This window comes from Pantoea sp. GM_Pan_4 (assembly GCF_026541005.1).
Taxonomy (GTDB): domain Bacteria; phylum Pseudomonadota; class Gammaproteobacteria; order Enterobacterales; family Enterobacteriaceae; genus Pantoea; species Pantoea dispersa.
Genome location: NZ_JALNUZ010000010.1, coordinates 1 through 13,358 on the forward strand (window position 1 = coordinate 1; position 13,358 = coordinate 13,358).

A 13,358-nucleotide genomic window follows, 5' to 3' on the forward strand; every position below is an offset into this window, starting at 1 on the left:
CCAGACCGCACCCAACCCAACAAAAAAAGCCGCAGCATCCCTGCCACGGCTTTTACCTCAAACTCACCTAAAAAGAAGGAGAAAAAACTTACACGAGCTCGACTTTCACCCCTTCCTGCACCAGTAGCTCAGCATCGCCGTGGTTATAGACGCTGTAATGAATGCCAGCAAGGGTGACGTTACCATTTTGTTGTATCCAGCTAACGCTATCTTGTGAATCGGGCATTAGATCTTTTAGCTTAACGACATCCCCGATATCACCATTGACTTTCATCTGGGTATTACCGTTTTCTATAAATAAATTCATCTCGCCATGCTGAAGAATAGTTTTTACATCGACCAGCAAATCGTTATCGATTTTGTCAGACATGTTACTGGTATTAACTGACCCTTTTTCAGTCAGCAGGTTAGCTAAATCGAAACTACTTTGTTCATCACCCAAGCTAATTACCTCGTTACTGGTTTTCATATCGGCAAGGTGATTGTCTGTTTTTTCTTCGACAGGTTTAATGCCGATGTTGTCTATCGCGAAATCGTTACCATTTGTACTCGCGGTACCATTGGTAATAGCCACCTTGACTTTTGTTGTTTCGGTTGCCGTGTAATAGCCTGTGTAATGTGTCCAGCTTGTTTTTTGAAGTGTTTCCGGAATGACCGATTTTCCATCAATGCTCATTCCCAGTTTTGATTTGTAATTACCTCCTGATGTATGTTGAAGGGCATCAAAAGAAACCTCATAAGTTTTCCCTTTTTCCACAATGATAGTACGGTAAGCGACTTCTCCATTGTATTCGTTGTGGATACCATTCGTCATACTACCCAACTGATTTGTTGCGTTGCCACTCCATTTTTTTACTGTCAGCTCTCCTGATTGGCTATAACTACCCGCAGCTTTCCATCCTTGCAATGTTCCATCATTAAAATCCCATAAATAGCCTGGTGATTCTTTTCCGGACGCTGTTACGTTAATTGAAAGAGTATTACTCCATTTTGTTGTGCCAGGTTGATTTGCGTTACTGGCGCGAAACTCCCAGCCTGTCTGTTCTTTCAGTTTTGGCGATTGCCATGACCAGTTACCATCTTTATCTACAACCGCTGTGCCGCCTGCTATCCATGGATCACCAAACTGGCCATACTCAATAGTAATAATTTGTCCCGGTGAACCCGTACCTTTCAATATCGGCGTTAAATCATCTGTAAAACCACCGTGTTGTATCAGACCGCCAGAGGGGGATAAATCATCAAGTGCACCCACAATTACCGGTACTTCAGGTTGAATGTTTAACGTGAAAACTTCAGACCATTCACCGTGTTCGATACTATTAATCTCGCGCGCTTGATAGGATATGGTTATATTGCTTTCTAACTGTGGAGATTCAATCTGCCATTGACCGTTGGCGTCAACTGTGGCGTTACCCGCTGCTTTCCAATTCCCACCAGATGTGCGGTACTGAATCTCAATAATCGCGCCGGGTATTCCGGTACCGCGTAATATTGGAGTTGTATCGTCGGTCACATCGCCAGATTTAAGCTCCCCTTTTGAATTACCTGCATCATCCACAGCCTGAATAATTTCAACTTTATCTGGAGCTCGGTACTCATCGGCAATGTTAAGAATAAATTTATTTGACGCCTCGCTCTCGTAGCCACGCCCATCGGTAGCCGTCACATACAACGAATGCTCACCGTCAGCCAGCGTTGGGGTAATTTCCCAGTAGCCATTGCTGCTGGCTTTAACACTGCCAATCAGCTGGTCCTGCTTGTTGTACAGGCGAACGATGCTGTCCGGCTCGGCCACGCCTTTCAGGGTTGGCGTACGATCATCGGTCTGCTGGCCGGAGCTGACCAGACCGGTTTTATCGCCGAAATCATCTCCTGCACCAATAATCAGCGGCTGGTCCGGTGCGGTAAGGTCGACGTTTACGATAAACAGCGATGGCGCACCGACGTTGCCGGCGCGGTCAATGGTACGCACGGAAAGGTTGTGCGGGCCTTCAGCCAGCGGAAACGGCGGCTGCCAGCTCCAGCTGCCATTAGCGGCAATGGAGACGGTATAGACGGTACTGTCCATCACAATTTCCATGATGCCGCCGGCTTCTGATGGCGCGGAGCCGCTAAAGGTGCGTTGCGGATCGGTGGTCCAGAGTTGTTTTGCGTTGGTGAGTGCTGTGCTCATGATTATTCCTGCTTAATAATTAACGTCCTGGTGAAACTGTCCAAATCAAACGACAGGCGGCGATTATTAGTTGATCGGATAATTCTCCCAACGAGAACGGTCTTGAAGGAAAACTGGCGGCGCGCGGGGAAAAGGACACGGATTTTTAGCCGCAGCAATGGCTGGCAGGCTATACTGGCGCGCACGCAGGTCGCAGGGAATGGAGCCATGGCCAAATACCAGCAGCTGGTAGATCAGCTACGTACGCAAATCGAAGCACGCATCTGGCCGCCGGGTGAAAAGCTGCCGTCGCTGCGCCAGCAGGCGGAGCAGAGCGGGTTAAGCCTGATGACGGTGATGCACGCTTACGAAGTGCTGGAGAGCCAGGGCTGGATTGTGTCGAAGCCGCAGTCGGGCTATTACGTGGCACCGCGCGCGGCGGAGAGCCGTCCGCGTTTGCCAACCCAGGCAATCGCTAAAACCGATCAGGCCGATACCAACAGCTTCGTGTTTGACGTGCTGCAGGCGACGCGCGATCCGGCCATCATGCCGTTTGGTTCTGCTTTCCCCGATCCGGAACTGTTTCCCCAGCGCCAGCTGATGCGCTCGCTGGTGAAGGTCTCGCACAATCTTAAACCCACCGATGCCCTGAATAATCTGCCGCCCGGTAATGAAGCGCTGCGAAAAATCCTCGCCCAGCGTTATGCGCAGCAGGGCATTACGCTGTCGCCGGATGACATCGTCATTACTAACGGTGCGATGGAAGCGCTGAACCTCAGCCTGCAGGCGGTGACCGAACCGGGCGACTGGGTGGTGATTGAGAACCCTTCCTTCTATGGCGCGTTGCAGGCGATTGAACGGCTTAAGCTGAACGCGATTGCTATCGCCAGCGATGTGGAGCAGGGCATCGATCTGGATGAGCTGGAGCAGGCGCTGCAGCGCTGGCCGGTGAAAGCCTGCTGGCTGATGACCAACCGGCAGAATCCGCTCGGCTTTACCCTCAGCGCCGGGCGCAAACAGCAGCTGGTGGCACTGCTGACGCGTTATCAGGTGGCGATGATAGAGGACGACGTCTACAGCGACCTGTATCACGGCCACGATAAGCCGTTGCCGGCCAGAGCGTTCGACCGCGAGGGTTACGTGCTGCACTGCGGCAGCTTTTCGAAAAATCTGGTGGCGGGATTTCGCGTGGGCTGGGTCGCGGCGGGGCGCTATGCGCAGCGCGTGCAGCGCATTCAGATGATGAGTACGCTCTCGACCAGCGCGCCGATGCAGCTGGCGCTGGCGGATTTTCTCAGCACCCGCAGCTACGATACGCATCTGAAAAAGCTGCGTCAGACGCTGGCGAAGCGCAAACAGCTGGCACAGCAGGCGCTGCGCCGCGTGCTGCCCGCCGAGGCGCACATCAGCGATACGCCCGGAGGCTACTTTTTGTGGATTACCTTGCCGGAGCAGATTAACGCCACGCAGCTGTATCATCTGGCGCTGCAGCAGGGCATCAGTATTGCGCCGGGCCAGCTGTTTTCCAGCAGCGAGAGTTTCAGCCACTGCTTCCGCTTCAACACCGCCTGGCCATGGGATGCACGCGCCGAGGCGGCGGTGGAGACGCTGGGAGCGTTAATTGGTCAGCTGGCGCAGGGCGTTGCGGTAGAGAAGTGAGTGGTTTTTCCCTCACAACACCCGCAGCATTCTCACTTCGCAATCCACGTGGCCGGTACAGCCCATCGCGTCCTCAATCTGTTCAAAGCCCAGCGACTGATAGAGCTTAATGGCGCGCGTCAGGCTGCCGGTGGTCTCAAGGTAGCAGCGCCGGAACCCGCGCTGGCGGGCAAAATCCATTGCGCGCAGCGCCAGTTCGCGCGCTAAACCCAGCCCGCGCACCGACGGCAGGAAATACATCTTCTGCAACTCACAGATATCCGGTGTGCTGCAGGCGAGCGGTGCCACGCCGCCGCCGCCGACCACCTGACCCTCATGCTCCACGATCCAGTAAGCGCTGTCCGCTGCACTGTACAGCTCAAACAACCGATCGAGCTGCGGGTCGGACACGGTATAACCTTTATCCGCCGTCAGGCCAAACTCGGCGGAGACATCGCGGATCACCTGCGCAATCCGCGGATTATCGGCGGCGACAATCGGGCGCACCTGCAGGTTAAGTGGCGTGGCGGTGGTCATCATAATCTTCCGATAGAAAAAAGCCGGGCAGTGCCCGGCTTCGATTAAGCGTCAGGACTGAAGCGCTTACAATGCCGCAATCACGCCCTGCTGTTCAATCAGTTTTGCTTTTGATTGCTCCAGCTCGGCTACGCGCTCGCGCTCTTTCGCCACCACCGCTTCCGGTGCGCGCGATACAAAGCCTTCGTTAGCCAGTTTGGTCTGAATCTTCTCGATCTCGACATCCAGCTTCACCAGCTCTTTTGCCAGACGCTCCAGCTCGGCTTCCTTGTTGACCAGATCTGCCATCGGGATCAGCAGCTCTGCGCCATCAACAATCTTGGTCACCGAGACCGGACCTTTCTCGCCGGCTGGCAGAATGGTCAGGCTCTCCAGACGCGCCAGGCGCGACAGGAAGTTGCGGTTCTCTTCAACACGACGCTGCGCCGCCGGCGAGCAGTCGCGCAGCAGCACGTCGAGCGGCTTGCTTGGCGCGATGTTCATTTCGGCACGGATATTACGCACCGCCACAATCGCCTGCTTCATCCACTCGATATCGGCCTTCGCTTCCGCGTCTTCCTTCGCCGCGTCATACTGCGGGAACGGCTGCAGCATGATGGTATCGTGATCGATGCTCTTCAGCACTTTCACGCGCTGCCAGATGGTCTCGGTAATGAACGGGATGATCGGATGCGCCAGGCGCAGCAACGCTTCCAGCACCGTCACCAGCGTGTTGCGCGTGCCGCGCAGCTCCGCTTCGCTGCCGCTGTTCATCACCGGCTTGGTCAGCTCCAGATACCAGTCACAGAACTGGTTCCAGGTGAAGTCGTACAGAATGTTGGCAGCGATATCAAAGCGATAGCTATCCAGCGCTTCACGGTACGCTTTCACGGTGCTGTTGAATTCCGTCAGGATCCAGCGATCCGCCAGTGACAGCTTCAGCTCGCCGCCGTTCTGGCCGCAATCCTGATCTTCGGTGTTCATCAGCACGAAGCGGCTGGCGTTCCACAGCTTGTTACAGAAGTTGCGGTAGCCTTCCAGGCGCTTCATATCCCAGTTGATGTCACGACCGGTGGACGCCAGCGCGGCGAGGGTGAAGCGCAGCGCATCGGTGCCGGAAGGCACGATACCGTCCGGGAACTGCTTCTCGGTGCGTTTGCGAATCTTCTCAGCCAGCTGCGGCTGCATCATGTTACCGGTGCGTTTCTCCAGCAGATCTTCCAGCGAAATGCCGTCCACCATATCCAGCGGATCGATGACGTTGCCTTTCGACTTGGACATCTTCTGGCCTTCTTCATCGCGGATCAAACCAGTCATGTAGACGGTTTTAAACGGAACCTGCGGCTTGCCGTTCTCATCTTTGATGAAGTGCATGGTCAGCATGATCATGCGCGCAATCCAGAAGAAGATGATGTCGAAGCCGCTCACCAGCACGCTGGTAGGATGGAAGGTGCGCAGCGCTTCGGTATTCTCCGGCCAGCCCAGCGTAGAGAATGTCCACAGGCCGGAAGAGAACCAGGTATCAAGCACGTCGTCATCCTGGCGCAGCGTCACGTCGGCGGCCAGATTGTTTTCCTGACGCACTTCTTCTTCGCTGCGTCCGACATAGACGTTACCGTTGTTGTCGTACCAGGCCGGAATGCGGTGACCCCACCACAGCTGACGCGAGATGCACCAGTCCTGGATGTCGCGCATCCACGAGAAGTACATGTTTTCGTACTGCTTCGGCACAAACTGAATGTCGCCGTTTTCTACCGCTTCCACCGCGACTTTCGCCAGCGGGGCCGTGCGCACGTACCACTGATCGGTCAGCATCGGCTCGATCACCACGCCGCCGCGGTCGCCGTACGGCACCGTCAGATCGTGTGGTTTGATTTCGTCGAGCAGGCCGAGCTCGTCAACCGCCGCAACAATCGCTTTACGCGCGGCAAAACGCTCCATCTTCTGGAACTGCGGCGGAATTTCATCGGAACAGGCATCGCTGACTTCACCGTTGGTGTCGAACACTTCCGCACGCTCGCGGATGTCGCCATCAAAGGTCAGGATGTTGATCATCGGCAGCTTGTGACGACGGCCCACTTCGTAGTCGTTGAAGTCGTGCGCCGGGGTGATCTTCACGCAGCCGGTGCCTTTCTCCATATCGGCGTGTTCGTCGCCGACGATCGGAATACGACGGTTCACCAGCGGCAGGATCACTTCTTTGCCGATCAGATCTTTATAACGCGGATCTTCCGGGTTGACCGCCACGCCGGTATCGCCCAGCAGGGTTTCCGGACGGGTGGTGGCCACCACCAGGTAATCTTTGCCTTCGGCAGTTTTCACGCCGTCCGCCAGCGGATAGCGAATGTGCCACATTGAGCCTTTGCTCTCGCGGTTTTCCACTTCGAGATCAGAGATCGCCGTGCGCAGTTTCGGGTCCCAGTTCACCAGGCGCTTGCCACGGTAAATCAGGTTTTCTTTGTACAGACGGACGAAGACTTCTTTCACCGCGTTGGACAGGCCTTCATCCATGGTGAAGCGCTCGCGCTCCCAGTCAACCGAGTTGCCAAGGCGACGCATCTGACGGGTGATGGTGCCGCCGGATTCAGCCTTCCACTGCCAGATTTTTTCGATAAAGGCGTCACGACCGTAATCCTGACGCGTTTTGCCCTCTTCAGCGGCGATCTTGCGCTCAACCACCATCTGGGTGGCGATACCGGCGTGGTCCGTACCTGCCTGCCACAGGGTGTTTTTACCCTGCATGCGCTGGTAGCGGATCATGGTATCCATGATGGTTTGCTGGAAGGCGTGACCCATATGCAAGCTACCGGTGACGTTCGGCGGCGGGATCATGATGCAAAAGCTTTCCTGGCTGGTATCGCCATTCGGTTTGAAGTAGCCCTGCTGTTCCCAGTGCTCGTAGAGCGGCTGCTCGATATCTTGCGGGTTATATGTCTTTTCCATATCTGCTATGTCGTTTGCGGCGGGGGTGGCGTCGCCGTATTCAATTGGAAACCAACGCTGCGATACGCTTTATAGCGGTCACGCGCCAGTTGTTTCAGGGATTCTTCATAAGGTACGAAGTCTATCACTTCATGGAAACCGGTAGCAAAATCTGCAAACTGCGGCAGCAGGCTGATCAGCAGATCGCGCGGCGCACTGCCGCGTCGCTGCGGCCAGGCCAGCTCAACCGGCGCGCCGTAGCGCGGGCCTTCGCCGGCCAGGTTGTGCGGCACAAAGGCGTTGGCCGGACGCTGCCACAGTGCTTCATCCAGCCGATTGGCCTGCTGTTCATCTTCGCAGGCAATCAGGATGCGCTTACCGTCTCGCCAGCGGCTGGCGGCCAAATCGCACACCAGCGCTTCGATGGCGCTTAAGCCGTCGCTGGCGCTTTCAGACTCCATGACGAAGAAGGTGGCGTTTTTCATGGCAGGTTATTTCCATCAATGACAGTGGGGCGCATTGTGCGACAGTAAGATTGCGGCGTCCAATAATAAGGTCGCCATCAATGGCGACCTTACAAACCGTGCGGCTGATAATCAGGTCGCCGTGAACGGCAACCCTACACCGTAGGGTGCGCAGTGATACGTATCATCACACCCGTAGGGTGCGCATTCATGCGCACCGTTCCAATGGCCGCACGGCGTCAAACGCATTCATACGTACCGTTGCAGCATTCGCCCCGGCTCTTAATCGTCGCCGTTCAGGCCAGCGCGGTTCAGCAGGAACTGCGACAGCAGTGGCACCGGACGGCCGGTCGCGCCTTTGGCTTTACCGGAGCGCCAGGCGGTGCCGGCGATATCCAGGTGCGCCCAGTTAAACTTGCGCGCAAAGCGTGCCAGGAAGCAGGCGGCGGTAATTGCGCCGCCCGGCCGGCCACCGATGTTGGCCATATCGGCAAAGTTGGATTCCAGCTGCTCCTGATACTCATCGGCCATCGGCAGACGCCACGCGCGGTCGCCCGACTGCTCTGACGCGCTGATCAGCTCGTGCGCCAGCGGATTGTGGTTCGACATCAACCCGCTGACGTGATGGCCCAGCGCGATCACGCAGGCGCCGGTCAGGGTAGCGACGTCAATCACCACTTCCGGATCGAAGCGCTCGACGTAGGTCAGCGCATCGCACAGCACCAGGCGGCCCTCGGCATCGGTATTCAGCACTTCAACCGTCTGGCCAGACATAGTGGTCAGCACGTCGCCCGGACGCATCGCGCGTCCGTCCGGCATGTTTTCACAGCCCACCAGCACGCCGACCACGTTCAGCGGCAGATTCAGCTCCGCCACCATGCGCATCACGCCGTACACCGACGCCGCGCCGCACATGTCATATTTCATCTCATCCATCGCCTCGGCAGGCTTGATGGAGATGCCGCCGGAGTCAAAGGTCAGCCCTTTACCTACCAGCACGATAGGGCGCGCATCGGCGTCGCTGCTGCCTTTGTACTCAATCACCGACATCAGCGACTCATTGTGCGAACCGGCACCGACCGCCAGATAGGCGTTCATGCCCAGCTCTTTCATCTGCTGTTCGCCAATCACGCGGGTGGTAACGTTTTTGCTGTACGCATCGGCCAGCTGACGTGCCTGCGACGCCAGATACGCGGCGTTACAAATATTCGGCGGCATATTGCTCAGGTCTTTCGCCGCTTTGACGCCGGCGGCAACGGCCAGACCGTGCTGAATAGCGCGCTCACCGCTGGTCAGCTCACGGCGGGTCGGCACGTTGAACACCAGCTTGCGCAGCGGACGGCGCGGCTCAACTTTGTTGCTTTTCAGCTGGTCGAAGTTGTACAGCGCCTCTTTAGAGGTTTCTACCGCCTGGCGCACTTTCCAGTAGGTATTGCGCCCTTTAACGTGCAGTTCGGTCAGGAAGCACACCGCTTCCATTGAACCTGTGTCGTTCAGGGTATTGATGGTTTTCTGAATCACCTGTTTGTACTGGCGCTCATCCAGCTCACGCTCTTTACCACAGCCGATCAGCAGGATACGTTCGGACAGGATATTTGGCACATGGTGCAGCAGCAGCGTCTGGCCCACTTTGCCCTCCAGCTCACCGCGGCGCAGCAGCGCGCTGATGTAGCCATCGCTGATCTTATCCAGCTGCTCGGCAATCGGTGACAGACGACGCGGTTCGAAAACGCCAACCACAATGCAGGCGCTGCGCTGTTTTTCCGGGCTACCGCTTTTTACACTGAACTCCATGCACTCTCCTGAATCTTAAAGACAACGGCCTTAGCTGTCGTTAGAATGTAGCGCGTTCGTAACCCATTAATTTGTTGCGACGCCATGACAATTTAACGCCGGCGGCCATAATGAGTGGGGTGACAATGTGTTGTTTTTTCACCACCCTAACGCGTTCGTCATACTATTTTAGCTACCATGACGGCCATTGATGAAGAAAAATGGCTGATAAGCGTTGAAACTAGCGATTTTCCTGCAAAAAGACAAGTTTTCACAGGCGTACTAAGCGTGATCATCATTAGATATCTGGTTCGGGAAACGCTCAAAAGCCAGCTGGCTATCCTGTTCATCCTGCTACTTATCTTCTTTTGCCAGAAGTTAGTCAGGATTTTGGGTGCGGCGGTGGATGGCGAAATCCCAACAAATCTGGTTCTGACATTGTTAGGACTTGGCGTGCCTGAAATGGCACAACTTATCCTGCCCCTAAGCTTGTTTCTGGCGATTTTAATGACCCTTGGGCGGCTGTACACCGAAAGTGAAATTACGGTGATGCACGCCTGCGGGCTGGGTAAAGGCGTCCTGATTAAAGCGGCGATGATCCTGATGCTGTTCACCTCGCTGGTGGCGGCGGTCAACGTGATCTGGCTTGGCCCGTGGTCCTCGCGCTATCAGGATGAAGTGACACAAAATGCCAAAGCCAACCCGGGAGCGGCGGCGCTGGCGGCGGGGCAATTCCAGACCTCCAGCGACGGTAATACCGTGCTGTTCGTCGAAGACGTGAAGGGCAACAAATTCGGCAGCGTGTTCCTGGCGCAGCTGCGACCGAAGGGCAATGCACGGCCTTCGGTGGTGCTGGCCGACAGCGGTCACATGGAGCAGCACAAAGATGGCTCGCAGACCGTGACGCTGGACAAAGGCACGCGCTTTGAAGGCACGGCGCTGCTGCGTGACTTCCGTATTACCGACTTCGTCAATTATCAGGCGCTGGTGGGGTATAAAGAGGCGGTGCTCGATCCTAACGATGCCGATCAGGCCGATATCAGCACGCTGATAAAAACCAAAACGCCGCAGTTCCAGGCGGAGCTGCACTGGCGTCTGACGCTGGTGTTCGCTGTGCTGGTGATGGCGCTGATGGTGGTGCCGCTCAGCGTGGTTAACCCGCGCCAGGGCCGCGTGCTGTCGATGCTGCCGGCAATGCTGCTCTACCTGATCTTCTTCCTGCTGCAGAGCTCGCTGCGCTCCAACGCGGCGAAAGGCCGGTTTGATCCGGCGATCTGGATGTGGGTGGTCAACCTGGCGTATCTGGCGCTGGCGGTGGCGCTTAACGTATGGGATACCGTGCCGATGCGCCGTTTCCGCGCGCGCTTTAGCCGTGGAGGATCCGTGTGATGTTTAAGGTCCTTGACCGCTATATCGGCAAAACTATCTTTAACACCATCATGATGACGTTGTTCATGCTGGTGTCGCTGTCGGGCATCATTAAGTTCGTCGATCAGCTGCGTAAAACCGGGCAGGGCGCGTATACCGCGCTGGATGCCGGTTACTATACGCTGCTCAGCGTGCCGAAAGATATCGAGATCTTCTTCCCGATGGCGGCGCTGCTGGGCGCGCTGCTGGGGCTGGGCACGCTGGCGCAGCGCAGCGAACTGGTGGTGATGCAGGCCTCCGGCTTTACCCGTCTGCAGGTGGCGCTGGCGGTAATGAAAACCGCGATTCCGCTGGTGCTGCTGACCATGGCGGTGGGCGAGTTTGTCGCCCCGCAGGGCGAGCAGATGGCGCGTAACTACCGGGCGCAGCAGCTGTACGGCGGCTCGCTGGTTTCGACGCAAAACGGCCTGTGGGCGAAAGACGGCAACGATTTTATCTACATTGAGCGCATTAAAGGCGACAACGAGATCGACGGCGTCAGTATCTATCGCTTTACTGACCAGCGGCGTCTGCTGAGCGTGCGCTATGCCGCCACCGCGGTCTGGAATAAAGATCGTAAACTGTGGGAGCTGTCGCAGGTGGATGAGTCGGACCTGAAAGATCCGAAGCAGATTACCGGTTCACAGAGCCTGAGCGGTGAATGGAAAACCAATCTGACGCCAGACAAGCTGGGCGTGGTGGCGCTGGACCCGGACGCGCTGTCGATCAGCGGTCTGTATAACTACAGCAAATATCTCAAACAGAGCGGCCAGGAATCCGGGCGCTATCTGCTGAATATGTGGGGCAAAATCTTCCAGCCGCTGTCGGTGGCGGTGATGATGCTGATGGCGCTGTCGTTTATCTTTGGTCCGCTGCGTAGCGTATCGATGGGCGTGCGCGTGGTCACCGGCATTAGCTTTGGCTTCCTGTTCTACGTGCTGGATCAGATCTTCGGGCCACTGAGTCTGGTGTACGGTTTACCGCCGGTGCTGGGCGCGATTCTGCCAAGCGGCGCGTTCTTCGCCATCAGTTTGTACCTGTTGCTGAAACGGCGGTAGTGAGGGTTGCAGGGGCGCGATTCAGGACGCCCCTGTCATTCCCGCACCGTTACCGTAGGGTCGCCATTCATGGCGACCTTTTTTATACATGGCGACCTTTTTATTCATGGTAACCAGGTCGATGCCCGCACCGTTAGCGCAACGTCTGCAGCCAACCCGGCAGCTGCGACAGCAAAAACAGCACCAGGCCAATGGTACCGCCCACCAGCGTGCCGTTGATGCGGATAAACTGCAAATCACGACCAATGTTCAGCTCAATCTGTTGCGACATTTCGCGCGCATCCCAGCTTTTCACCGTATCGCTGATATGGCGGGTGAGAAACGCCGCAAACTCCGGCGCAACGCTACGCGCAGCGTCCTCCAGATGCTGATTCATTGAGGTACGCAGTGCTTCATCGGCGGCCAGCGTTTCGCCCAGCCACAGCGCCGCCAGCCGCACCCGCTCCTGCACGCGCGAATCGTCACTATTGAGGTCGCTCTTCAGCCAGCGGCGCAGGTCCTGCCACAGCTCGCCGATATAACGGTTAAACGACTCATCCTCTTTCAGCCAGTATTTGATGGTCTCAGCCCGTTCGGCCATCTCCGGATCGCTTTTCAGTCGCTCTATCAGGCGCTGTACCGCACGGTTAAAACCGAGGCGGAATTCGTGGCCCTGGTCGCGCGCCACTTCATCCAGAATCGAATCCACCGCGTTGGCGACCAGCTCGGCGCTGTGTTCGCCCAGCCATTCGGTCGGCAGCACTTTGGCTTTGATCGGATGTTCGCGTTTCAGCCAGCGCACAATCTGCAGCGCGATAAACTCGCGCGTGCCGGGTTTGTGCAGCAGACGCAGCAGTTGTTGCACAGCAGCGTCCAGCAGCTCCTGGTGGCGATTGTTTTTGGTCAGGCTGTCCAGCAGCAGCGCGCTGGACTGGGTCAGATCGACCTTATCCAGTGCGCGATGCACCGCGCGGCGCAAAAAGCGCTGAATACGCTGATCGTCAGTAAGATCGAGGAAACCGCGCATCACCTGCAGCAGATGGCGACCAATGCGATCGGCGTTGCCCGGCGTATTGAGCCACTGCGCCAGCAGCTGTGACGGATCGTGGCGGCGAATCAGTGCCAGCAGCGAATCGGTATCGAGAAACTTCTCCTGCACGAAGCGGCCAAGATTCTCGCCGATGCGATCTTTGTTGCGTGGAATGATTGCCGTATGGCGCGAGATGAACGGTACCGGCACGCGACGAAACAGCGCCACCACCGCAAACCAGTCGGCCAGCGCACCGACCATCGCCGCTTCGGCAATCGCCTTCAGCCCCAGCACCCAGAACGTGGGCGGCAGAAACAGCGTCACGACAAAGGTCGCGGCGGCAATCAGCAGCAGCGACAGGGCCAGACGCTTGCTCCGTTTTAATTGTTGATATTTATCCATATCACGATCATAGC

At 56.7% G+C, this 13,358-nt stretch carries 9 protein-coding genes; 3 read left to right on the plus strand and 6 right to left on the minus strand.

Going from position 1 to position 13,358, the window contains the following annotated elements:
* Positions 1 to 88 precede the first annotated feature (88 nt).
* Positions 89 to 2,176, minus strand: coding sequence for an Ig-like domain-containing protein (locus OXR61_RS17965; protein WP_021506714.1), 2,088 nt, complete (start codon positions 2,174 to 2,176; stop codon positions 89 to 91).
* Between the two features lie 207 nt (positions 2,177 to 2,383).
* Here OXR61_RS17965 and OXR61_RS17970 point away from each other — a divergent pair, with 207 nt between their 5' ends.
* The gene (locus tag OXR61_RS17970; protein WP_021506715.1) at positions 2,384 to 3,814 is read left to right on the plus strand and encodes a PLP-dependent aminotransferase family protein; all 1,431 of its coding nucleotides are present in this window, start codon (positions 2,384 to 2,386) and stop codon (positions 3,812 to 3,814) included.
* Between the two features lie 12 nt (positions 3,815 to 3,826).
* Here the strand turns inward: OXR61_RS17970 and OXR61_RS17975 are convergent, their stop codons facing one another.
* From OXR61_RS17975 to pepA, 4 genes are all read right to left on the minus strand, one after another.
* Positions 3,827 to 4,330 carry a GNAT family N-acetyltransferase gene (locus OXR61_RS17975; RefSeq protein WP_031279531.1) on the minus strand — a complete coding sequence of 168 codons (504 nt, stop codon included), beginning with the start codon at positions 4,328 to 4,330 and terminating at the stop codon, positions 3,827 to 3,829.
* A 66-nt stretch (positions 4,331 to 4,396) separates the two neighbouring features.
* Positions 4,397 to 7,252: a valine--tRNA ligase gene (locus tag OXR61_RS17980; RefSeq protein ID WP_021506717.1), complete on the minus strand. Its 2,856-nt coding sequence runs from the start codon at positions 7,250 to 7,252 to the stop codon at positions 4,397 to 4,399.
* Positions 7,253 to 7,257: 5 nt separating this feature from the next.
* Positions 7,258 to 7,716 carry a DNA polymerase III subunit chi gene (locus tag OXR61_RS17985; protein WP_021506718.1) on the minus strand — a complete coding sequence of 153 codons (459 nt, stop codon included), beginning with the start codon at positions 7,714 to 7,716 and terminating at the stop codon, positions 7,258 to 7,260.
* Positions 7,717 to 7,977: 261 nt separating this feature from the next.
* On the minus strand, positions 7,978 to 9,489 hold the full coding sequence (gene pepA / locus OXR61_RS17990; RefSeq protein WP_021506719.1) for a leucyl aminopeptidase: 1,512 nt from the start codon (positions 9,487 to 9,489) through the stop codon (positions 7,978 to 7,980).
* A gap of 267 nt (positions 9,490 to 9,756) precedes the next feature.
* On the opposite strand from pepA, the gene lptF reads away from it, so the two are divergent.
* Together lptF and lptG are read left to right on the plus strand one after the other, a co-directional pair.
* Positions 9,757 to 10,857 (plus strand): LPS export ABC transporter permease LptF, encoded by a 1,101-nt coding sequence (gene lptF, locus OXR61_RS17995; RefSeq protein ID WP_031279533.1) that lies wholly within the window; start codon positions 9,757 to 9,759, stop codon positions 10,855 to 10,857.
* Positions 10,857 to 11,933 (plus strand): LPS export ABC transporter permease LptG, encoded by a 1,077-nt coding sequence (lptG, locus tag OXR61_RS18000; protein ID WP_021506721.1) that lies wholly within the window; start codon positions 10,857 to 10,859, stop codon positions 11,931 to 11,933. The genes lptF and lptG overlap by 1 nt, the downstream gene beginning before the upstream one ends.
* 133 nt (positions 11,934 to 12,066) lie before the next feature.
* On the opposite strand, the gene OXR61_RS18005 is transcribed toward lptG, so the two are convergent.
* The gene (locus OXR61_RS18005; protein ID WP_021506722.1) at positions 12,067 to 13,344 is read right to left on the minus strand and encodes a DUF445 domain-containing protein; all 1,278 of its coding nucleotides are present in this window, start codon (positions 13,342 to 13,344) and stop codon (positions 12,067 to 12,069) included.
* Positions 13,345 to 13,358 lie beyond the last annotated feature (14 nt).

What these genes read in the sequence shown, in the direction of transcription:
- OXR61_RS17970 (WP_021506715.1), top strand. Translation starts at nt 2,384, where the DNA reads ATGGCCAAATACCAGCAGCTGGTAGATCAGCTACGTACGCAAATCGAA.
- pepA (WP_021506719.1), bottom strand. Translation starts at nt 9,489, where the DNA reads ATGGAGTTCAGTGTAAAAAGCGGTAGCCCGGAAAAACAGCGCAGCGCC.
- OXR61_RS17975 (WP_031279531.1), bottom strand. Translation starts at nt 4,330, where the DNA reads ATGACCACCGCCACGCCACTTAACCTGCAGGTGCGCCCGATTGTCGCC.
- OXR61_RS17980 (WP_021506717.1), bottom strand. Translation starts at nt 7,252, where the DNA reads ATGGAAAAGACATATAACCCGCAAGATATCGAGCAGCCGCTCTACGAG.
- OXR61_RS17965 (WP_021506714.1), bottom strand. Translation starts at nt 2,176, where the DNA reads ATGAGCACAGCACTCACCAACGCAAAACAACTCTGGACCACCGATCCG.
- OXR61_RS17985 (WP_021506718.1), bottom strand. Translation starts at nt 7,716, where the DNA reads ATGAAAAACGCCACCTTCTTCGTCATGGAGTCTGAAAGCGCCAGCGAC.
- lptG (WP_021506721.1), top strand. Translation starts at nt 10,857, where the DNA reads ATGTTTAAGGTCCTTGACCGCTATATCGGCAAAACTATCTTTAACACC.
- OXR61_RS18005 (WP_021506722.1), bottom strand. Translation starts at nt 13,344, where the DNA reads ATGGATAAATATCAACAATTAAAACGGAGCAAGCGTCTGGCCCTGTCG.